This is a genomic window from Muriicola sp. E247, from assembly GCF_041358175.1.
Lineage (GTDB): Bacteria > Bacteroidota > Bacteroidia > Flavobacteriales > Flavobacteriaceae > Muriicola.
The window spans coordinates 119,436-140,639 of the sequence record NZ_JBGKBE010000008.1 but is presented as its reverse complement, the minus strand read 5'-3'; the positions used below and the strand labels follow the sequence as shown (position 1 = coordinate 140,639).

The window sequence follows — 21,204 nt, the reverse complement described above, 5'->3', positions numbered from 1 at the left end:
ATCGCGTATGAGGTTACATACGAAAACTTTTATCCCGAAAGTTATACATCGTTTTTCGAATCTGGCAGGTCTCCTGACTTGCGTTTTAACCCCTACCTTCCCATCCTGAGGACAGTGGCAATTGAAGAGAAGTTAAACATAGCTGCCTTTTACGGAGCTACTGAGCTTACAGTTGCGGGTACAGTTCCGGATTCACACCAGATTCCCTTTTAATACCAGCCATTGATGGCTGATCACCTAAATTCGGGGTGAAGATAATCAAATTCTCCAATCCTTTTGGCAAAGGACTATAAAGCTTACTTTTGAGGCATATGATATGCTATCCATGAGAATCTATCTATGTCTGGTACTATTATGCCTGCTGGGTTGCAGAGGGAAATCCTCCGATACTGGTCAGAGTAATAACACCCCTTCCGAAAACATTAATTCCGCGGTTCATTTTGCCAAAGGATTTCAATTACAAAGTAGCGATGACGGGATTACTGTGCTAAAGGTACTTCAGCCCTGGCCCAATGCCTCTAAACCCTTTACTTATGCCCTGGTAAACAGGGACAGCCTTTCTAACGTCTCTATAGATTACGAAAAATACGATGCCGTTGTACCGGTACCTGTAGATCGAATCGTCGTGACCTCAACGACTCATATCCCCGCCCTGGAAGTACTGGGGGTGGCTAACCGACTCATAGGCTTTCCGGGAACAGATTATATATCTTCTGAATTTACAAGAAAAAGAATTTCAGAAGGGGCAGTAGTGAACCTGGGGAATAATGAGACAATTAATACTGAAATGACCCTAAAACTTCAACCCGATCTCGTTGTTGGTTTTAGTATTTCCTCCGAAAACAAAGCCTATGAAACACTGGAAAGGGCTGGTATCCCTGTTGTTTACAATGGGGATTGGACAGAACAAACTCCTTTGGGAAAGGCGGAATGGATTAAGTTTTTTGCCCCTTTTTTCCAGTTAGAAGGAAAGGCGAATGCGCTTTTTTATTCTATTTCCGAGGCTTACTTACAGGCCAGAGATCTTGCTCTTAAAGCAGAAAATTCGCCAACCGTAATGAGTGGGGCCCTTTACAAAGATGTTTGGTATGTCCCTGGAGGGAAAAGCTGGGCAGCGCAGTTTATCCGTGATGCAAATGGCAGCTACCTCTGGGAAGATACTGAAGAAGTAGGAAGTCTGTCCTTAAGCCTGGAAAGTGTTCTGTCAAAGGCATCGGAAGCCGATATATGGATCTCTCCTTCCCAATTCACAACATACGAGGAAATGGAACAGGCCAATCGTCATTATCGGCAGTTTAATCCCTTCAGAAAACAAAAAATATTTACCTATGCTCTGAGTAAAGGGGAGACAGGTGGACTCACCTTTTTTGAACTGGGCCCCAACCGTCCCGATTTGATCTTAAAAGACCTTATCCATATCTTTCACCCGGAGCTATTACCCAACCATAGCCTGTACTTTTTCAAGCCCTTACAATAGTTGAAAAAAAAGATTCCATATCAATTCTTCCTGCTGGCCGTTTTGTTGGTCCTGTGTTTTGGTATGAACATCAGCTTTGGTTCTGTCGACATCCCCCTTTCAGCAACTATCAATGAACTTTTTGGTTTTGGAAACTCCAATGATTCTTATGGATATATCATCTGGGATTACCGAATTCCCAAAGCATTTACTGCAATTCTTGTGGGTAGTGGGCTTTCCCTGAGCGGACTTCTGATGCAAACCCTTTTCCGAAATCCCCTGGCCGGACCTTTTGTTCTGGGTATCAGCTCCGGAGCCAGTTTGGGTGCCGCCTTACTAATAATGGGTGGCGGATTATTCACTATGGGCTACTCCCTGGTAAACGATTTTTCACTCTCCATTGCATCCAGCCTGGGAAGTATTCTGGTCCTTCTTATTGTGGTAGCTATCGCCAGGAAAGTAAAAGATACTATGGCCTTGTTGATCATCGGACTGATGTTTGCAAGCATAACAGCGGCAGTAGTAACAGTATTATCCTATTTCGCGAGGGCAGACGAACTTCAGCAATATATCTTCTGGACCTTTGGGACTGTAGGAAACCTAAGTAACAGTCAGGTCCTGATCCTGGCATCCATTATAAGTGTCGGATTTCTTCTGAGCTTTGGAACTGTGAAGTCGCTCAATGCCCTTCTCCTGGGAGAAAATTACGCCCGTAGCCTTGGGGTAAAGATTGGCAGGTCGCGTAACCTTATCATTGTCGCTACCGGACTTCTTGCAGGATCGGTTACCGCATTTGCCGGACCAATTGCGTTTATAGGCCTGGCAGTTCCCCATCTCACCAGGCAATTGTTGAATACAACAGACCATAAGGTTCTCATTCCCGGGGTAATGCTCTATGGAGGTATTCTGCTACTGATCTGTGACACCATTGCCCAGCTTCCTTCTTCTTCCTATGTACTCCCTATCAATGCCATCACCTCTATAATCGGTGCTCCTGTGGTGATCTGGTTGTTGTTGAGAAAACGCAATATGATCTTTTAGGTATCAGGCACCCTGGCAGTGTTTCACGATTTTTAATAACAGAATAGCTAACTTTGAAATCCTATTTCCAGAAATGACTAAAACCCTCGAAATTCAAAATTTGAGTATCGGTTACCCCGGTAAAAAAGGGAAGCCATTGCAGGTAGCTCAAAATCTGAATTTTTATTTAAAGAAAGGAGAGTTTGTTGCTATTGTGGGGGCTAACGGGATTGGTAAATCAACCCTGTTGAGAACCCTGGCCGGAGTTCAGGAAAAATTATCAGGGGAAGTATTAATTGATGGCCAGCGGATGGAATCGATTCCAACTCAGCAGCTGGCTGCCAGTCTTAGTATTGTTCTAACCGAACCCCTGGCAACTAAAAATCTGACAGTTTCTGAGCTTATCTCCCTGGGTCGGCAACCATACACCAATTGGTTGGGGAGTCTCACCGAAAACGATAAGAAAGCAATTCACAATGCTATCCGGACTATAGGTCTTGAATCTCTCGAACATCGAAAGTGTTATGAGCTGAGTGATGGGCAGTTGCAGAAAGTACTCATCGCAAGGGCCCTGGCTCAGGACACCCCTATTATGATGCTCGATGAACCCACTACACATCTCGACCTATACCACAAAGTGCAGGTTCTGAAGACCATGAAACAAATTGCCCGTGAATTCGATAAAACGGTAATCTACACTACTCACGAGATCGACCTTGCCATTCAGCTTTGCGACAAGATGTTGATCCTTGATTCTTCTGATTATTTTTTCGGCTCTCCCTGTGAACATATAGAAAATAAGAATTTTCAGAATCTATTCCCTTCTGATCTTATTCATTTTGATCCCGGAACCGGGACTTTTAAGATCAAAAACTGAGGGTGTTTCCCTGCAGAATTTTAAGTCAGAACCCCTATCTTTACTTTAAATTGATGACGAGATGAGTACGGAGATTACCATAGTGGCTGTTGCACTTCTGGTGGGAGTTCTGGGGTTTTTCCTCGGAAATTATATCGAACAATTAAAAAGAAAGTCGATCCAGAGCACCTTGGAAGAAAGGGAAAGGCAACTCAGAGGAAGTCGGGAAGAATTGGAAACTCGACTTAACAATGAGAGATCTGCCACAGAAGAACTGCGAACAGAGAATACCAGCCTTTCACAACAGATCACCAGAAATGAAGCCGATCTGGAAAATCTGAGACAAAAACTGGGAGAACAAAAAGAAGAGGTAGAACAATTACAGGAAAAATTTACAAAGGAGTTTGAGAATCTGGCCAATAAGATCCTGGATGAAAAAAGTCTGAAATTTACCGAACAGAATCAGAAAAATATAAAGCATATCCTGAATCCGCTGCAGGAAAAGATACTGTTGTTTGAAAAAAAGGTTGAAGAGAGTCAGAAAGAAAACATAAGTATCCATTCCGCCCTGAGGGAACAGTTGCTCAACCTGCAGAATCAGAACCTTAAAATCACAAAAGAAGCCGAAAACCTTACCAAAGCACTGAAAGGAGATAGTAAAATGCAGGGGAATTGGGGAGAACTTGTTCTGGAACGTGTGCTGGAAAAATCTGGCCTGGAAAAAGACCGGGAATACACTGTTCAACAAAGTTTTACCAGGAAAGACGGCAGTCGGGTACTCCCCGATGTGGTCATCAATCTGCCTGATAGTAAAAAAATGGTCATTGATTCCAAGGTTTCATTAACCGACTATGAGCGATTTGTTAATGCAGAGGAAGAAGAACAGGAGAAGTATCTCAAAGATCATATAACTTCACTTAAGAAACACGTAGAACAGTTATCGGCTAAAAAATACGAGGACCTGTACGACATGGAAAGTCCCGACTTTGTACTGATGTTCGTGCCTATTGAAACGGCGTTTTCCGCAGCTATCAACAAAGACTCAAGCCTCTACAACAATGCTTTTGACAAGAATATAGTGATCGTAACCCCTTCCACTTTACTGGCTACCCTGCGTACCATAGACACTATGTGGAATAATGAGAAACAACAGCGGAATGCTATAGAAATTGCGAGGCAGGCAGGAGCACTATATGACAAATTTGAAGGATTTGTGACCGATCTTACCAAGGTGGGGAAGAAAATGGATGAAGCGAAAAACGAATACCGGGGGGCTATGAACAAATTGGTTGAAGGAAGAGGCAATATCATTACCAGTATACAAAAACTGAAAAAAATGGGCGCCAAAGCGAAAAAATCCCTCCCTGATTCTATATTAAAGAGGGCTGAAGAAGACGACTTTAATGAAGAGCCCTCCCCTATGAACCTGAATTAAGATTCCTGATGCCCGAGGCGGCTTCCTCATCGAGAAACCAGTATAAGTTTCCATCTTGAGGACGAACAAGAGCTGCCGGATATTGCTTGTAGTTACTTTTCTTACCCAGAATTTCCGCGACTTTTTCCTTCTTTGCGGCTCCGGTAACCAGAAAAACGACATTTTTGCTGTGATTTATGATTCTTCCAGTAATCGTGATGCGTTTCTGGCCCGAATCGGGATGTACAGCCAGTTCACAATTCTGATCTGAATCCCACAAGTGGATCTCATAGGGAAATACAGAGGCCGTATGGCCGTCTTCCCCCATTCCGAGAAGGACCATATCGAATTTTGGAATACCGTCCTGAACAGGCAGATTACGCTGTAATTCTTGGCCATAGCGGTGGGCCTCTTCCCTGGGATCGTTTTCGCCGAGGATTCGATGGATGTTATCCTCTGGGATATCGATGTTATCCAACAAGAAATCTTTGGTCATCTTGTAATTACTCTGATCATCGTCAGGAGGAACACATCGCTCATCGCCCCAGTAAAGATGTACTTCTTTCCAGTTGATGGCGTACTTTCCAGGTATAGAAAGTTCTTCAAAAATGATTTTGGGTGTACTTCCCCCTGATAGCGCAATATGTACACTTTTTTTATCCTTAAGCCACTCGGCCAGAAAAATGCAAAATTCTATGGCTACCTCATTTTTAGTCGGGTAAATATTCAGTTCCATTTGCCTTATTTTATTACACAGAATCCGGGATCATCTGCCAGATTTGAACCAGGATTTCGCCAGGTGTTGTCACCCTCTAACAGATCATCCGCGTTTTGTGGGCCCCATACACCTGCAGAATACCCGTAGATCATGGCCTCTTTGCTTGTTTTCCAATACTTTAAGATGGGATCTACAAACTCCCATGCAGCTTCCACCTCATCGGCACGGGCATAGAGGGTCGCATCGCCCTGCATGGCATCGAGAAGTAATCTCTCATAGGCCGCCATAAGGTTTGTCTCAGCAAGGCTGTCGTAATAGAAATCCAGATTTGCCCGCTCTACTTTAAAGCCCTGGCCGGGTACTTTTACCCCAAATTTGATCAGGATACCTTCGTCGGGTTGTATTCTGATAATGAGCTTATTGTCCTTGTTGAACACCCCTGAATCAGTAAATATCTTATGGTGAGGGGGTTTAAAATGAATGACAATTTCGGTCACCTTTGTAGGCATCCGCTTGGCAGTCCTGACATAAAAAGGGACGTCCTTCCATCGCCAGTTATCCACAAAAAAATTAATCGCTACGTATGTCTCAGTGGTCGAATCAGTGTTTACCCCATCTTCCTCCCTGTAGCCTTTCACTTTCTCTCCGTTGATATCCGCCGACAAATACTGGCCCCTGATAGTATTTTCCTTCAGACTTTTGTCGTCTGATAATATCCTCATCGACTTAAGTGCCTTCACCTTTTCATTCCTGATCTCCTCCGCCTTAGCGCCGATGGGGGGCTCCATTACAACAAGGGAAACGATCTGCAACAAATGATTCTGGAACATATCGCGTAAAGCACCCGAACTGTCATAATATCCCCCTCTTTTCTCTACCCCTACACTTTCGGCATTAGTGATTTCGACATGCTGAATGTAATTTCTATTCCACAGAGGTTCAAAAATACTATTGGCAAAGCGGGTCACCAGGAGATTCTGTACTGTTTCTTTCCCCAGGTAATGGTCGATCCTGAAGATCTGCTCTTCATTAAAATATTGATGAAGGCTATTATTCAATTCCCTGGCGGAAGCGAGATCATAACCAAATGGCTTTTCTACGATCATACGCTTCCAACCTTTGTTTTGCTGTGTAAGGCCCTGGTCGGAAAGATTTTTGGCAATAACCTCATAAATACTCGGGGGCGTAGATAAATAGAAGATAAAATTATGTAAGGTATTGAATTCTGTGTTGAGGGAGTATATCCTATCAGCGAGAGACTCATATGAATCTTCATAGGAATTCCCTATATCGTGGTAGAATAATTTATCAGCAAAATGTGATAATTGCTCCGGATCAATTTCATTATCTCCCCCATTGAGATAGCTGCTATTATAAGCCACCCTGTCTCTGAAATCATCATCAGACAAAGGAGATCTGCTTACCCCCAAAACGAGAAATTTTTTCGGGAGGTGACCTCCACAATGCAGATGGTACAAGGCGGGGATTAGTTTCCGGGCGGTAAGATCACCGGAGGCCCCGAAAATGATTAACATTTGACTTTCAGTTCTGTCCATTTTCTATCAAAATTAAGAAGGAACGACCTCCTTCTTTAAATGCCCAAAGTACGTACTAAAAGTTAATATTTTCAATTACTTTTGATTGTAGCGCCCGATATAGCAGCATTTTCCTGCCATCGATGGGTAGTTTGTGGGTAAAAATGACTGTGGTTTTGCAAATAATAAATTAGAATAATGAATCAACAAACATATGATTTTGGCTTGATAGGCCTGGGAGTGATGGGAAGAAACTTTATCCTCAATGTCGCGGATAATGGATTTAAAGCCTTTGGGTTTGACCTTGATGCTGAGAAAGTCGATGCCCTGAAAAAGGAAGGCGGAGGTCTGGAAAAAGTGAATGCCAGTACAGATCAGGAAACTTTCCTCAGAGCTTTGCAACTTCCCAGAAAAATCATGCTCCTGGTCCCGGCTGGGAAAATTGTAGATCAGGTGATTGAAAACCTCCTCCCACATTTAGATAAAGGAGATCTTATAATTGATGGTGGAAATTCCCTCTTTACCGATACAGATCGCAGGGAGGCCTATCTCAGGGAAAAAGGAATCCATTTTTTTGGAGCAGGGGTATCAGGAGGCGCAAAGGGAGCCCGAAAAGGTCCCAGCATCATGCCGGGAGGCTCACGTGATGCCTACAAAGAAGTGAAACCTATTTTTGAAGCGGTTTCGGCTAAATATAAGGGAGAACCCTGCGTGGCTTACCTCGGACCTAAATCGGCCGGGAACTACGTGAAAATGGTCCACAATGGTATCGAATACGGCCTAATGCAACTCACTTCAGAAATTTACGACCTCCTTGGCAAAGCCGGGGAAATGTCGAATCATGAAATGCATCAGGCTTTCGATCAGTGGAACAAGGGCCGACTTCAGTCTTTTCTGGTAGAGATTACTGCGGATATCCTGGCACAGGATGATGAGCACGGCGACGGTGAACTAATCGATAAGATCCTCGACAAGGCCAAACAAAAAGGAACGGGAAAATGGACTTCACAAAATGCCATGGATCTGGGGATTCCGGTCCCAAGTATCGATATCGCGGTAAGTATGCGAGAAATTTCCGCACTAAAGAATGACAGGGTAAAAGCAGATGAAGTCTATGACAGACCTAAACCTATTTTGATAGAAAAAAAGAAGTTGACAAAAATGGCAGAAGAAGCCCTGTACTTTTCTTTTATAATTACCTATGCTCAGGGCCTGCACCAATTATCCGAAGCCTCTAAGGAGTACGAATACAATCTGAATCTGGGCACTATCGCCAAAATCTGGAGGGCAGGTTGTATTATCCGGGCAGGTTTACTGGCCGATATTACCAAAGCCTATCAGGCAAAGCCCAACTTGCCAAATTTGCTACTCGATCCTTCTTTTTCAAAAGAGATCAAAGGAACTATTTCCTCTGTACGTACTTTGGTGGCTTATGGAGCCGAGAATGGTATCCCACTTCCAGGGCTTTCCAATTCACTGACTTATTTTGATGCTTATACCTCCGGACGCCTGCCGCTAAACCTTATACAGGCACAGCGCGATTACTTTGGCTCACATACCTATGAACGCACTGATAAATCAGGTACATTTCATACGGAATGGGAGGGATGATAATTGAATATCAGAAATTAAACACCCTGCTGAGATTAAAGCCGAAGTAGATATTCCCATCACCCCAATCGCCCACAGCATTGCCCAGGAAGCCGCTTTCGAAAGTGGGCTGGGCATTGGTAAAATGCAATTGGAAAACATGTCCTCCGGTTTCAATATCTACCCCTATAGACAGGGGATTTACAAAAGGGGAACCATCTGCGCGGTTTAGGTGCCAACCATAATCCATATTAAGACTAAATCGCTGAGAAAGTTTTACACGCCCACCGAAGCCCAGTGCAAACTGAGAATTGTCCTGAGGGGCATAATTTACATATCCTTCATAAAAATAGGTAGGCATCAGTTGTACTGAAACCTTGTCGCTTAATTTTCTACTGATGAGAATTTGCTGAGTAAATGAAGTACGGTCACCCAAATCAACTTCTCTTTGCAGTACAGGTTCGTCTAAAAGCGTATTAAATGCGATCTGGCTATAGCCCACAACGGTAACCGGATTGTCATCACTTTGCTGCATAAAGCGATATTTCCCTGAAATATCATAAGTTTTATTAAACGAACTCCGGGCTATGGAAAGATTGAAACCATCTGAAAAACCATAGATAAAATGAAGGCGGGTATTGGCAAAGTCCAGACCAAAAAATCCGTCCAGGCCGGTTTTTATACTCCCAAAACGGTGAAAAACGATAAAATAGAACTCCTTTTCATTGACCATCTTGGTCGACTCAAAGTTGACGATTTTTAAACCTTTAAAAGCAGCTTCAGTAATACCAGTGGTATCCGATTTATCAATGGAAGAAAGCAGGTCGTTTTGCGAGAATAGCAAGAACGGAAACAGAAACATACAGGCAACTAAATTTTTTCTTTTCATGGCTTATGGTTTTAGTGACCTCGTTTGCGAAAAGAAACGGGGCCTTTTTTCTTAAACTTACGAATTATTTCCCATTTCCTACAGCTGAATATTGCCCCTTGTTGCCGGATGAAAACTGAAAATAAGCAAGGACGCAACCTAAGTGAATATTTACCATCTTATCAATAAGTTGTTGATAATCAGTTAGTAATTTAATATTTAAGCTATGAAAACTTCTGGAATTGGATTACTGTTTGCATTACTTTTTCTTGTATTCGCATGTTCGAAGAGTGATAATTCCGAAGGGGTTGACATGGGTGATCCCAATAGTGAAGATCCTGACCCAACTACGCTCAGTTATCAAAATGATGTTCGTCCGATAATTCAGGGAAACTGTTTATCTTGCCATGGAAACCCACCTACTAACAACGCGCCTATGTCTTTGACCTCCCTAAGCCTCGTGCAAAGTGCAATAGAAAACAGGAACCTGCTATCCAGAATTAACAATACTACCAATCCTATGCCACCAGACGGGCTTATGCCTCAAAGTGCGCGACAATTAATTGCAGACTGGGCCAACCAAGGATTTCCCGAATGAAAAAATACCTCTTTATATTTTTAATTTCCTGGGGATGCCTGGGGATGGCACAAACTACATTTCGAACCGAAACAGGCGAGATACAGTTTGACGCATCAACACCCCTGGAAGACATTTATGCAGTAAACAGGAAGGTAAATTTTGCCCTTACAGCTAAGGGAGAAATAGCAGTTTTACTTTTAGTCAAGGAATTTGATTTTAAAAGAAAACTGATGCAGGAGCACTTTAATGAAAACTATATTGAGTCTGATAAATACCCAAAAGCATACCTGACGGGAAATCTGGTCAATTTTGATCCTGATGACATTTCTGAAGAATCGAGAACTTATGCTCTAAACGGTGATCTTACACTTCATGGGGTTACACGGCCCATTGATACAGAACTGACCATTAACAGGGAAGGAAGTTTTTTGCTCCTTCAAACAGAGTTTCCCATAAAGACAGAGGACCACAAAATAAAGGTTCCCAGGATTCTGTTTAAAAAGGTGGCCAAAGAAGTACGGGTTCGTGTTCTTGCCCGGTTAATGGAAACAAAAGAAGCTGAATAATTTTCCAGTTCCTACTTTTCCTGCTCCTTCATTATTTGCTCAGGTACATCTTTCTCCGCGTATACAGCTCGTAAAATTCATCGTCCTTTAAACTGTCGATAAAGAGGATACTCTCGCCTGTACTTTTCATTTCGGGTCCTAAATTCTTATTTACATTCGGGAACTTGTTAAAAGAAAATACAGGTTGCTTTATCGCAAACCCTTCAAGTTTAGGATTGAATTTAAAATCCTTCAGCTTATTTTCTCCAAGCATGACCTTGGTGGCATAATTTACATAGGGCTCCCCATAAGCCTTGGAAATAAATGGAACTGTTCTTGAGGCTCTTGGATTGGCCTCAATGATGTACACCATATCGTCCTTGATCGCAAATTGGATATTGATCAGGCCTACTGTATTGAGCGCAAGCGCAATCTTTCGGGTGTGATCCTTTATCTGTTGCATTACGAATTCCCCCAGGTTAAAAGGAGGCAAAGTCGCATTGGAATCCCCGGAGTGGATTCCGCAAGGCTCTATATGCTCCATAATCCCAATGATATAAACATCTTTCCCGTCGCAGATCGCATCTGCTTCAGCTTCAATAGCTCCGTCGAGATAATGATCTAAGAGTAATTTGTTATTGGGTATCTTATGCAGCAGGTCTACCACATGGGCCTCGAGCTCTTCTTTGTTGATTACAATCTTCATTCCCTGCCCTCCCAATACGTAGGATGGCCTTACCAGTAGGGGAAATTTCAGTTCTTTGGCCAGCTCAAGGGCTTCATCGGCACTCTCGGCTACTCCAAATTGCGGATAAGGAATATCGTTCTTTTTCAGAAGTCGGGAAAAGCTACCGCGATCTTCTGCAAGGTCGAGCGATTTAAAACTGGTTCCCATTATTTTTATCCCGTATTTGTCGAGTTTCTCGGCCAGCTTCAAGGCGGTCTGTCCTCCGAGCTGTACGATCACCCCTTCCGGCTTTTCGTGAAGGATTATGTCGTAGATATGTTCCCAGAAAACAGGTTCAAAATAAAGTTTATCGGCCGTATCAAAGTCTGTTGAAACCGTTTCGGGGTTACAATTGATCATGATGGTTTCATATCCACACTCTGCGGCGGCCAGTACGCCGTGCACACAACAGTAATCGAATTCAATCCCCTGCCCGATCCGGTTTGGTCCTGATCCTAACACAACAATTTTCTTCCTTTCTGTTACTTCGCTGTCGTTGGTTACATACCGTTTACCTTCTGGTGTTTCAACTTCTTCTTCGAAAGTGGAATAATAATAAGGCGTCATTGCCTTAAACTCGGCAGCACAGGTATCAACTAATTTATATACCCGGTTTATCCCGAGGTTACTTCTCTTCTTATGAACTTCACTTTCATAGCAATCGAGCATATGGGCGATCTGCCTGTCGGCGAAGCCTTTTTGTTTTGCTTCCAGAAGCAGTTCTTTGGGCAGACTTTCCACAGTGTATTTAGAGATTTCCATTTCAAGAAAATGCAGCTCTTCGTATTGCCTCAGGAACCACATGTCAATTTTAGTAATCTCGTGTATCCTGCTGAGGGGGATACCCAGTTGAATTGCATCGTAGATGACAAAGACACGGTCCCAGCTTGGGATGGTAAGTTTACTAATAATCTGATCGTAATTGGTATAGCCTTTGCCGTCGGCACCCAGACCGTTACGTTTAATCTCCAATGACTGGGTGGCCTTGTGCAGCGCTTCCTGGAAGGAGCGCCCGATTCCCATGACCTCCCCTACCGATTTCATCTGGAGTCCGAGTGTCCTGTCTGATCCTTCAAACTTGTCAAAATTCCACCTGGGAATCTTGACGATCACGTAATCCAGGGTGGGTTCGAAAAGGGCTGACGTCGACTTTGTGATCTGGTTTTCCAACTCGTCAAGGGTGTATCCTATGGCCAGTTTAGCCGCAATCTTTGCGATGGGATACCCGGTAGCTTTTGAGGCAAGTGCAGAAGATCTCGATACCCTCGGATTAATTTCAATAGCAATAATATCTTCTTTTTCATCCGGACTTACCGCAAATTGCACATTACATCCTCCGGCAAAGTCCCCGATACTGCGCATCATCTTTATGGCCATATCTCTCATGCGCTGAAAGGTGCGGTCTGAGAGGGTCATCGCTGGGGCTACTGTAATCGAATCTCCGGTGTGAATTCCCATCGGGTCCATATTCTCAATGGTACAGATAATGACCACATTGTCATTCTGATCCCGTAGTAATTCAAGTTCGTATTCCTTCCACCCCATAAGGGCCTTATCGATCATCACTTCATGGATAGGAGAAATTTCCAGGCCTCTGCTCAGCAATTCATCAAAGTCCTCGGGTTTGTATACAATGGACGCTCCTGCCCCTCCAAGGGTATAGGAAGCCCTGATCACCAGCGGGAATCCAAACTCCTGGGCGATCTCCTTCCCTTTCAGGAAAGAGGTGGCAGTAGACTGTGGTGCCATTCCAATCCCTATCTCAAGCATGAGCTTCCGGAATTTCTCCCGGTCTTCGGTGATATTGATGGCATCAATATCCACCCCGATAATCTCAACATTAAAGTCGTCCCAAATCCCTTTATCACCAGCTTCAATACAGAGGTTAAGTGCTGTTTGGCCACCCATGGTAGGAAGCACTGCATCAATATTGGGATGTTTTTTCAGGATCTCAATGATCGATTTAGTGGTGAGGGGGAGAAGATAAATATGATCAGCCATGGAGGGATCGGTCATTATAGTGGCCGGGTTGCTGTTGATCAGGATGGTTTCAATCCCATCTTCCCGCAGGGAACGCAACGCCTGTGATCCGGAATAATCAAACTCGCAGGCCTGTCCGATAATAATAGGGCCCGAACCTATGATCAATATCGATTTTAGATCTTCTCTTTTTGGCATAATACTGTTATTCTTTTGAATTTTAAATTGGTGATAATAGCATAAAAAAAAGGTGCTACTTTAAAAAAGTAACACCTTTATATTGTTGATTTTCAATCATTTATTTTTTGTGACGCGGCTCAGAGGATACAGATAATTTTCTTCTTCCCTTGGCTCTCCTCCTGGCAAGAACTTTTCTTCCGTTGGCTGAAGCCATACGCTCTCTAAATCCATGTTTGTTTCTGCGCTTACGTTTTGACGGCTGATATGTTCTTTTCATGCTTTTTAAATTTGTGCCGGAAGCATTTTATAATCCCGACTACTTTTCAAATTCTGGGCGCAAATATACGAAGAGTTTTTGCTTTGCCAAATCGATTTGAAAAATATTTAGGATAGTTTTTAGTACTTTTGCCGCTAGAAACAGATGTCGACAAATGCGGTTGAAGGATTTATTTTTCTTGATGTTTTTTTTCGGGATTTCAGCCCTTGGATATGGGCAGGAAAAACTCGAATACAATCTCAGCAAAGGTGATGTTTACAAGGTTAAACAGATAGCCAGGCAGGATATTACTCAGGAACTAGAGGGCGCAACACATGAACTCACCAACGATATCAGAGGCATCTTGGAGTTTAAGGTAACCGACAAAACAGATGACACCTATGCTATAGACATTGTCATCAGGGATCTGCTTATGACCATGACTTCAAGCCTGCAAGGCGTCATTATGGATGTAAACGCCGCTAAAATTGACACTGCTAATGTGCAATCCCGAATATTTAACAGCCTGCTCAACAAACCAGTTCATATGGTAATGAGGAAGAACGGGGATATCCTAGAGGTAAAAGGAGGAGATAGTTTAGTTGCCGGAATGGTTAAAGCCTCGGGCCTGAAAGAAGCCTTTGCAGTTAACATGCTTACTTCTTCCCTCAAGAGTGAATTTGGAACTGAAGCCTTGTCAGACAGTTATAAGCAAATGACCTTTATTTACCCTGAGATAGAAGTAGCTATTGGAGATACATGGGAAAACAATTATTCTGGCAAATTATCTGCTAAAAATTCCTGGCAGCTCGATTCCATGTCAGAAGGGAAAGCAATCATAAGGGGTAATGCTACTGTTATGATGAAGATTGAAGAACCCGCCACAACCATGGTTCTCGATGGAACACAAAACACCCTAATCACCACTGATCTTAATACAGGTTTTATTCTGAACATGGAAGTAAAGGGATTTTCAGAAGGCTATTCAACACTGGCGCAAATGAACGGGAAGAAGATTCCCACCACCATTACCTCTTTAGTCACATATGAATTAATACAATAGAAATATGTTTAATAAAAATATCAAACTAGTTATTACCGCCCTGATTATAGCCTATGCTATTTATCAATTTATTGAAGGCTATATTGGGAATGGGATTTTCCTTATTCTACTTTCCCTGATCTTCGTATTTCTTTATTTTAGAAACGAGATGATCCTGCTGGCCTTCTTAAGGATGCGGAAACAGGATATGGACGGCACTGAAAAATGGCTGGAGAGAATCAAAAATCCAAAGGCGGCTTTAACCACTAAGCAGCAGGGGTATTACAATTATTTATACGGGATCATTTTTTCTCAAAAGAACCTCACCCAGGCTGAGAAGTATTTTAAGAAAGCCTTAAAGCTGGGATTAAATATGGACTATGATGTAGCCATGGCGAAACTTAGCCTCGCAGGAATAGCCATGCAAAAAAGAAGAAAAAGAGAAGCTACAACCCTGCTTCAGGAAGCAAAGAAGCTAGATAAGAATAATATGCTTACGGAGCAGATCAAAATGATGCAGACACAGATGAAGAAGATCTAGGTCTTCCTGTTACGTCAATAAAGGTCTTGTATCTCTTCTTTTTTACTTCGCTGAAGTGTAATACCCTTTATGCGGTATTTCAATAGTATACTTCTTCCCGGAAGCATTGTTAAGATGCGGCTCCCTCAGCCATGGATTGTGCCTTTTGAGGATCTTATAATTGATCTCATATTCTTTGGCGAAGGTTGCAAAATCTTCAACGGGCTTATCAATTTCCACGGTAAATGTGGGAACAGTGGCATAGAGATCCTTCTTGGATAATTCAAATCCGTATTTTTCAGGATGAGAAAGGATTTCTTTGATAGCCATAATTCTGAACACGTAACGTCCGGTTTCCTGACCTAGAAGGAGGTCGTAATAATCTGTGGCTTGCTGTATACCCATATATTTGTTTATGGCTCCGGCTCCGGCATTGTAAGAAGCGGCTGCCAGGGTCCAGCTTCCGAATTTCTCTTTATTCTTTTTCAGATACTCACAGGCGAGTTGAGTAGCCAGGCTTAGATTATAACGCTCATCCACATTTGAATTTACTTCAAGCCCGTACTCTTTCCCCGTTGCCTTCATAATCTGCCAGAAACCGGCAGCACCGGCAGGAGAAACTACATTTTGAAGTCCGCTTTCGGCTACAGCCAGGTATTTAAAATCGTCGGGTATTCCGTTTTTAGCCAGAATGGGTTCGATGATTGGAAAGTACTTATTGGCCCTTTTCATCAGCAGAACAGCATTCGACTGCCAATAGGTATTCACAAGGAATTCCCTGTCTATTCGCTCCATAATTTCAGGGTCATTCTGCGGTACTTTTTCCCCGGCAAAGTTCAGATCCTCGGGAATTTCAATAGAGGTTATTCTGTATTCATCTGCTACACTTTTGTCAGCTTGTTCAACTGCAATAGTCTTTTGGTCAGCATCAGAAGAAAGATGTCCTTGTTGTACGGCGAATATCAAGGTAGACCCGATAAAAATTACACCGAATATCATCAATATTGTTTTTAAGATTTTCATCACTTTGTTTTTGAAAGGTATCCAAAGGTATAAATAAGAACTCCCTTAATCCAAAATAATTGCCGGTAAACGTTCATTGAACCATTTATATCTATGAATGATCATGGTATGCGTACCATTTTTCACTGGAATGCAGCCCTTTATGTACTGAAAAGGAAATACCACATCCTTATCTCCATGGATATGAATAATATCAGGATTGTATTCCTTTTGTTGCCATTTTACAATCTGATCGATAGACCAATCCAGGTAGTATTTGTCTTTGATGGAAAGGTATTCCTTATATAATTCAAGGCGTTGGGTAACCGTTTCCCCGAAGGCGTATTTGGCCAGGAGATCGAGATTATTGACCAGCCCTGTGGGGAGCAATTTGTGGAATTTGGTATAATTTGCAAAGATGAGTCGTTTGGGCATTTCCGAACGTTGCTTCACGCTTGAAATAATTATCAGTTTTCTTACTGACTTATGCTTTGCCATTTCCTGAATAAGCATTCCTCCAAACGATACTCCAATCAGAACCGGATTATCGTACTCGACCATCGTATTCATTTTTCGGGCGTATGCTTCCAGTGACATTCCCTTATCGGGAACGAACCATTCGAGGCGATGGATCTCAAATCGGTCACCGGGGAGTTTGATATTCTTGAAGATAGAGCTGTTGGCGGCCATACCCGGCATTAAATAAACATGTATCTTCTTTTGCATCATCTTGCCTGAAGCAGGGTTTTATTTAGGAATTTAGCATTTTTTTCACTACTTTTGTATCCCGCTCAACATAATAACAGCGTTGAACTGATATTATATAAAAAGTCAGAATTGCAAAAATTAAAGATTACGATTTCATCGTAATTTTTTTGTCTGAAACCACAATTAAAACTAACTATATGAATCAATTAGTAATTAATGATAATAGTTTCTTACGGCAGTTCGAGACTAAGGTTGATGGTCATTTGGCTAAGATCGAGTATTCTTCTCAGGAACGAAAGGTGTTCCTTACAAAACTGGTCATTCCGGAGGAAATTACCGCCGATGGGTTTAAAGAAGAATTCATAAAATCTGTCCTTCACCATATACAGGAACAAAACCTCAGGGTGGTCCCTACGAGTCCGCAAATAGCCGGATTCTTAAGAAAAAACAGGCAGTACAAGGAAATGCTGCCGGTCGGAATCCGAATCTGAATCTGAATCTGAATTTATATAACCTCTCAGCCGAGAGGTTTTTTTATACCCTGATTTCTTCGGGTACAAAATCGAATCGCACCAATCCTTCTTCATCAATTTCTTTAAGCTCCACTTCATGCAGGGTATTGCATAGTCTGGGATCCCAGGGCATTCTTACTTTTACATAATTCTCGGTAAAGCCGTGGATATAACCTTCTTTATTTTCCCTTTCGAATAGTACCGTTCTGATAGTCCCGAGCTGACTCTCATAAAAGGCCCTGCGTTTTTTAACCGATAAGCCCCTGAGCATCTTGCTTCTTTTTTGTCTTATCTTAAGTGGAACAGGATCTTGCATTTGAGCAGCTTCAGTATTTGCTCGTTCTGAATAGGTAAATACGTGGAGGTAAGAAATCTCCAGCTCATTCAGGAAGTTATAGGTCTCTAAAAATTGTTCTTCAGTCTCACCGGGAAATCCAACGATCACATCCACTCCTATACAGGCATGGGGCATAGATTTCTTAATAGATGCCACACGATCGCAATATAATTCCCGCATATACCTGCGGCGCATTCTTTTTAAAATTTCATTACTTCCACTCTGTAATGGGATATGAAAATGAGGTACAAAGGAATTGGATTTTGACACGAACCGGATGGTCTCATCTTTTAAAAGATTCGGTTCAATAGACGAAATACGCAGCCGTTCAACACCTTCAACCTTATCCAAAGCCTGAACCAGTTCCAGGAAGGTATGTTCATGCCTTTTATTCCCGAACTCTCCTTTGCCATAATCCCCGATATTAACACCCGTAAGAACGATTTCTTTTATCCCCTGAGCGGAAATCTCCTTCGCATTATCAAGTACGTTACTTAAGGTATCGCTTCGCGATATCCCCCTGGCCAAAGGAATGGTACAGTAAGTACATTTGTAATCGCACCCGTCCTGTACCTTGAGAAAAGCCCTTGTCCTGTCTCCAAGCGAATAACTTCCCACATAAAAATCTGCTTCCTGTATCTCACAGGAATGCACTTCCCCATGGTCATTTTTACTCAGGTCATTGAGGTAGTCTGTGATCTTGAATTTCTCCGTAGCACCGAGGACAAGATCCACCCCATCTACGGCAGCCAGTTCTTCAGGTTTAAGTTGTGCATAACAACCAATGGCAATCAGGAAGGCTTCCGGATTCGATTTCTGCGCTTTTTTTACAATGGTCTTAAAACGCTTATCTGCATTTTCCGTAACAGAACAGGTATTGATCACGTAGATATCGGCCCATTGTTCAAAGTCGACACTTTCATAGCCCGAATTAGTGAAACTCCTCGCAATAGTGGAAGTTTCGGAATAATTCAGTTTACATCCCAGGGTGTAAAAAGCAACTTTCTTTTTCATGAATTCGTTCCTGATCATCGGGGCGCAAAGATACTATTTTGTTACGGGTCTTAAAAATACAGCTGTTTCTCTTGATGTGAATGCCTAGTACTTTCGCCACTTTTTGGTGATTTCAAAAACGTGCTCCAGGATGGCTGCTTCTTTTTCATCGAAGGTCTTTCCCCTTCTCGCCATCATTACTTCGGCTGCCTCAAAGGCTTTTCTGGTATGGTAGGTTGAAAATCCACTGGCCCCACCCCAGCTGAAACTGGGAATAAAATTACGAGGGAATCCGGGGACATAGATATTGCAGTTTACTCCAATCACCGTACCGGTATTAAACATGGTATTGATCGCCGTCTTACTGTGATCCCCCATCATCAGTCCACAGAATTGCAGCCCTGTCTGATCGAAACTTTCGGTGGCGTAATTCCAGAGGCGAACCTTGGCGTAGTTATTTTTAAGATTCGAATTATTTGAATCTGCCCCAATATTACACCATTCTCCCAGGACCGAGTTGCCCAGGTAGCCGTCATGACCCTTACTTGAATATCCAAAGATCACTGAGTTGTTGATTTCTCCGCAAACTTTCCCGTAGGGTCCTATGGTAGTTGGACCATAGATTTTAGCTCCCATTTTTACCACTGCCCGTTCACATAGGGCAAATCCACCCCGGATCATGTTCCCTTCCATAACTTCTGAGTCCTTCCCAAGGTAAATGGGGCCTTCGGTAGCATTCAGAATACTGTACTCCACTTTGGCTCCCTCTTCCAGAAAAATGTTTTCCGGGCAAATCACCCTGTTGGAAGCCGGAATAGGTGCACTTTTTCGCCCTTCTGTTATTCGTTTATAATCCAGCTGAAGGGCCACTCCGTTTTTGGAGAAAATATCCCAGGTATTTTGTATCCTGATAAGATCGAGTCCTGTTTCTTTTCTCTGCAGTTCCCTTACCATTTCTTCTGATTTTGGCTGAGCCGAGCGATAAGCCACCAGGGTTGAATTGCTAAAAAGAGCCGTCTCCGGTGCTATCGCCTGAATTTCAGCTAAGAGTTCAGGGGAGGGTAAAAATGAGGGGTCTATAAATAAATTGTCCTCCCTGAGAACGAGCGAGTATTTAATCTCCAGATAGGATTCTGTTTCATAGGACAGTTCAGTCTTTAGATAGTCTTCCCACTTTTCCTTTAAGGTGAGGATGCCTACTCTGATCTCCCCAACTGGCCGGGTAAATGTAAAGGGAAGTAGTGAAGTCCTGACCTCACTGTCGAACAGTATGTAGTTCATGAAGTATGAATTTAACCCAAAAGTAAAAAAATAACGCCCCCGATGCATATCGGAGGCGTTGGTTTGCGTTGTTCTCCCCAAATTTTAGATATCCGGGGGAATATATCTTCTTACTTCTTGAATTTCTGATATTTGTTCTTGAACTTATCGATCCTACCTGCGGTATCAACCAATTTGGCCTTCCCGGTATAAAATGGATGTGATGTCCTTGAGATTTCAAGTTTAATAAGTGGGTACTCCACTCCTTCTACTTCAAGGGTCTCTTTCGTCTCTGCGGTTGACTTTGTGATAAAAACATCGTCATTAGACATGTCCTTAAAAGCAACTAATCTGTAATTTTCAGGATGTATACCTTTTCTCATCGTCTTAGGGGTATTCTTTTTTCAGGCTGCAAATGTAATTATTTTTTTTAGCATTCCCCAAGAAGAATTTCAAAATTCCGTCTTAAAAATTGTATCTTGGTTTTGTAACATTTTCCATGTTATCACCACTAACTAGACAATTAACGTAAAACTGAACAACAAAATGGAACAAAATCAACCAACAATCGGGAAGTTCTCCCTTACTTACGGATTAATTCTGGGTGCAATCAGTGTAGTTTTCGGCCTTATGCTCTATTCCATGGACGCCCACACTTCTCAGGATACCAGTAATACCATTATTAGTATAGTAATCGCCGTCGCTATAATCATGCTGGCAATTTTTAATTTCCGCAAGGCCAATGAAGGTTATTTAAGCCTTGGGCAGGCCATCAAACTAGCTATTATGATAGCCCTTGTTTCTGGTCTGATCTGGATTGTTTATATGCTATTCATGGTCAATGTACTCGACACCAATTTCATCACCACCATCGCAGAGAACCAAAAAGCCGCAATGGAAGCCGAAGGAACTTTATCTGCTGCCCAAATTGAGCAACAATACGAGGGTACTCTTAATTACTTCTGGATTTCCTATCCCTTTATCCTGATCTTCAATGTAATTATGGGACTTATAATCGGACTGATTGGTGGACTGATTCTGAAAAAAGCAAGGCCGCAGTAATTGAAAGGATTATTGTACTTTTGAAAGGAAGAAGCAACGATTC

Annotated in this window: 21 protein-coding genes and 1 riboswitch; of the genes, 11 read left to right on the top strand and 10 right to left on the bottom strand. The window is 42.5% G+C overall.

The window, feature by feature from the left end:
• Window positions 1-45: 45 nt before the first annotated feature.
• Window positions 46-256: riboswitch (cobalamin riboswitch) on the bottom strand.
• Window positions 257-325: 69 nt separating this feature from the next.
• From ACA086_RS12000 to rmuC, 4 genes are all read left to right on the top strand, one after another.
• A complete protein-coding gene (locus tag ACA086_RS12000; RefSeq protein WP_371003563.1) occupies window positions 326-1,477 on the top strand; it encodes an ABC transporter substrate-binding protein in 1,152 nt (383 codons plus the stop codon).
• Window positions 1,478-2,497: a FecCD family ABC transporter permease gene (locus ACA086_RS11995; protein ID WP_371003562.1), complete on the top strand. Its 1,020-nt coding sequence runs from the start codon at window positions 1,478-1,480 to the stop codon at window positions 2,495-2,497.
• A gap of 73 nt (window positions 2,498-2,570) precedes the next feature.
• Window positions 2,571-3,353 carry an ABC transporter ATP-binding protein gene (locus ACA086_RS11990; protein WP_371003561.1) on the top strand — a complete coding sequence of 261 codons (783 nt, stop codon included), beginning with the start codon at window positions 2,571-2,573 and terminating at the stop codon, window positions 3,351-3,353.
• Between the two features lie 61 nt (window positions 3,354-3,414).
• On the top strand, window positions 3,415-4,767 hold the full coding sequence (gene rmuC / locus ACA086_RS11985; RefSeq protein WP_371003560.1) for a DNA recombination protein RmuC: 1,353 nt from the start codon (window positions 3,415-3,417) through the stop codon (window positions 4,765-4,767).
• On the opposite strand, the gene pgl is transcribed toward rmuC, so the two are convergent.
• The gene (gene pgl, locus ACA086_RS11980; RefSeq protein WP_371003559.1) at window positions 4,751-5,482 is read right to left on the bottom strand and encodes a 6-phosphogluconolactonase; all 732 of its coding nucleotides are present in this window, start codon (window positions 5,480-5,482) and stop codon (window positions 4,751-4,753) included. The genes rmuC and pgl overlap by 17 nt on opposite strands.
• A gap of 5 nt (window positions 5,483-5,487) precedes the next feature.
• On the bottom strand, window positions 5,488-7,020 hold the full coding sequence (zwf, locus tag ACA086_RS11975; RefSeq protein ID WP_371003557.1) for a glucose-6-phosphate dehydrogenase: 1,533 nt from the start codon (window positions 7,018-7,020) through the stop codon (window positions 5,488-5,490).
• Window positions 7,021-7,197: 177 nt separating this feature from the next.
• Here zwf and gndA point away from each other — a divergent pair, with 177 nt between their 5' ends.
• On the top strand, window positions 7,198-8,610 hold the full coding sequence (gene gndA, locus ACA086_RS11970; protein WP_371003556.1) for an NADP-dependent phosphogluconate dehydrogenase: 1,413 nt from the start codon (window positions 7,198-7,200) through the stop codon (window positions 8,608-8,610).
• 10 nt (window positions 8,611-8,620) lie between these two features.
• On the opposite strand, the gene ACA086_RS11965 is transcribed toward gndA, so the two are convergent.
• Window positions 8,621-9,478, bottom strand: a complete 858-nt coding sequence (locus tag ACA086_RS11965) for a DUF5777 family beta-barrel protein (protein WP_371003555.1) — start codon at window positions 9,476-9,478, stop codon at window positions 8,621-8,623.
• 205 nt (window positions 9,479-9,683) lie between these two features.
• Between ACA086_RS11965 and ACA086_RS11960 the strand changes: the two genes are divergently transcribed.
• Window positions 9,684-10,055: a hypothetical protein gene (locus ACA086_RS11960; RefSeq protein ID WP_371003554.1), complete on the top strand. Its 372-nt coding sequence runs from the start codon at window positions 9,684-9,686 to the stop codon at window positions 10,053-10,055.
• Window positions 10,052-10,603 carry a YceI family protein gene (locus ACA086_RS11955; protein ID WP_371003553.1) on the top strand — a complete coding sequence of 184 codons (552 nt, stop codon included), beginning with the start codon at window positions 10,052-10,054 and terminating at the stop codon, window positions 10,601-10,603. The genes ACA086_RS11960 and ACA086_RS11955 overlap by 4 nt, the downstream gene beginning before the upstream one ends.
• A gap of 31 nt (window positions 10,604-10,634) precedes the next feature.
• Here ACA086_RS11955 and carB read toward each other — a convergent pair whose 3' ends face one another.
• Both carB and rpmH read right to left on the bottom strand, forming a co-directional pair.
• Window positions 10,635-13,487: a carbamoyl-phosphate synthase large subunit gene (carB, locus tag ACA086_RS11950; RefSeq protein ID WP_371003552.1), complete on the bottom strand. Its 2,853-nt coding sequence runs from the start codon at window positions 13,485-13,487 to the stop codon at window positions 10,635-10,637.
• Window positions 13,488-13,587: 100 nt separating this feature from the next.
• Window positions 13,588-13,746: a 50S ribosomal protein L34 gene (gene rpmH, locus ACA086_RS11945; protein ID WP_369748529.1), complete on the bottom strand. Its 159-nt coding sequence runs from the start codon at window positions 13,744-13,746 to the stop codon at window positions 13,588-13,590.
• A gap of 181 nt (window positions 13,747-13,927) precedes the next feature.
• On the opposite strand from rpmH, the gene ACA086_RS11940 reads away from it, so the two are divergent.
• The gene (locus ACA086_RS11940; protein ID WP_371003598.1) at window positions 13,928-14,788 is read left to right on the top strand and encodes a DUF6263 family protein; all 861 of its coding nucleotides are present in this window, start codon (window positions 13,928-13,930) and stop codon (window positions 14,786-14,788) included.
• Between the two features lie 4 nt (window positions 14,789-14,792).
• Window positions 14,793-15,308 (top strand): DUF2892 domain-containing protein, encoded by a 516-nt coding sequence (locus tag ACA086_RS11935; protein WP_371003551.1) that lies wholly within the window; start codon window positions 14,793-14,795, stop codon window positions 15,306-15,308.
• Between the two features lie 42 nt (window positions 15,309-15,350).
• On the opposite strand, the gene ACA086_RS11930 is transcribed toward ACA086_RS11935, so the two are convergent.
• Window positions 15,351-16,310, bottom strand: coding sequence for a lytic transglycosylase domain-containing protein (locus tag ACA086_RS11930; protein WP_371003550.1), 960 nt, complete (start codon window positions 16,308-16,310; stop codon window positions 15,351-15,353).
• Window positions 16,311-16,355: 45 nt separating this feature from the next.
• Window positions 16,356-17,018 carry an alpha/beta hydrolase gene (locus ACA086_RS11925; RefSeq protein WP_371003548.1) on the bottom strand — a complete coding sequence of 221 codons (663 nt, stop codon included), beginning with the start codon at window positions 17,016-17,018 and terminating at the stop codon, window positions 16,356-16,358.
• A 176-nt stretch (window positions 17,019-17,194) separates the two neighbouring features.
• On the opposite strand from ACA086_RS11925, the gene ACA086_RS11920 reads away from it, so the two are divergent.
• A complete protein-coding gene (locus ACA086_RS11920; protein ID WP_369748534.1) occupies window positions 17,195-17,488 on the top strand; it encodes a GNAT family N-acetyltransferase in 294 nt (97 codons plus the stop codon).
• Between the two features lie 43 nt (window positions 17,489-17,531).
• Here ACA086_RS11920 and mtaB read toward each other — a convergent pair whose 3' ends face one another.
• The 3 genes from mtaB to ACA086_RS11905 all read right to left on the bottom strand — a co-directional run bounded on the left by mtaB (window position 17,532) and on the right by ACA086_RS11905 (window position 20,482).
• Window positions 17,532-18,860, bottom strand: coding sequence for a tRNA (N(6)-L-threonylcarbamoyladenosine(37)-C(2))-methylthiotransferase MtaB (mtaB, locus tag ACA086_RS11915; protein WP_371003547.1), 1,329 nt, complete (start codon window positions 18,858-18,860; stop codon window positions 17,532-17,534).
• A gap of 84 nt (window positions 18,861-18,944) precedes the next feature.
• Complete coding sequence (locus ACA086_RS11910; protein WP_371003546.1) at window positions 18,945-20,120, bottom strand: GlmU family protein; 1,176 nt, start codon at window positions 20,118-20,120, stop codon at window positions 18,945-18,947.
• A gap of 110 nt (window positions 20,121-20,230) precedes the next feature.
• Entirely contained in the window at window positions 20,231-20,482 is a 252-nt protein-coding gene (locus ACA086_RS11905) for a type B 50S ribosomal protein L31 (protein WP_369748537.1), read from the bottom strand.
• A 163-nt stretch (window positions 20,483-20,645) separates the two neighbouring features.
• On the opposite strand from ACA086_RS11905, the gene ACA086_RS11900 reads away from it, so the two are divergent.
• Complete coding sequence (locus ACA086_RS11900; RefSeq protein ID WP_371003545.1) at window positions 20,646-21,161, top strand: DUF4199 domain-containing protein; 516 nt, start codon at window positions 20,646-20,648, stop codon at window positions 21,159-21,161.
• Window positions 21,162-21,204: the final 43 nt, after the last annotated feature.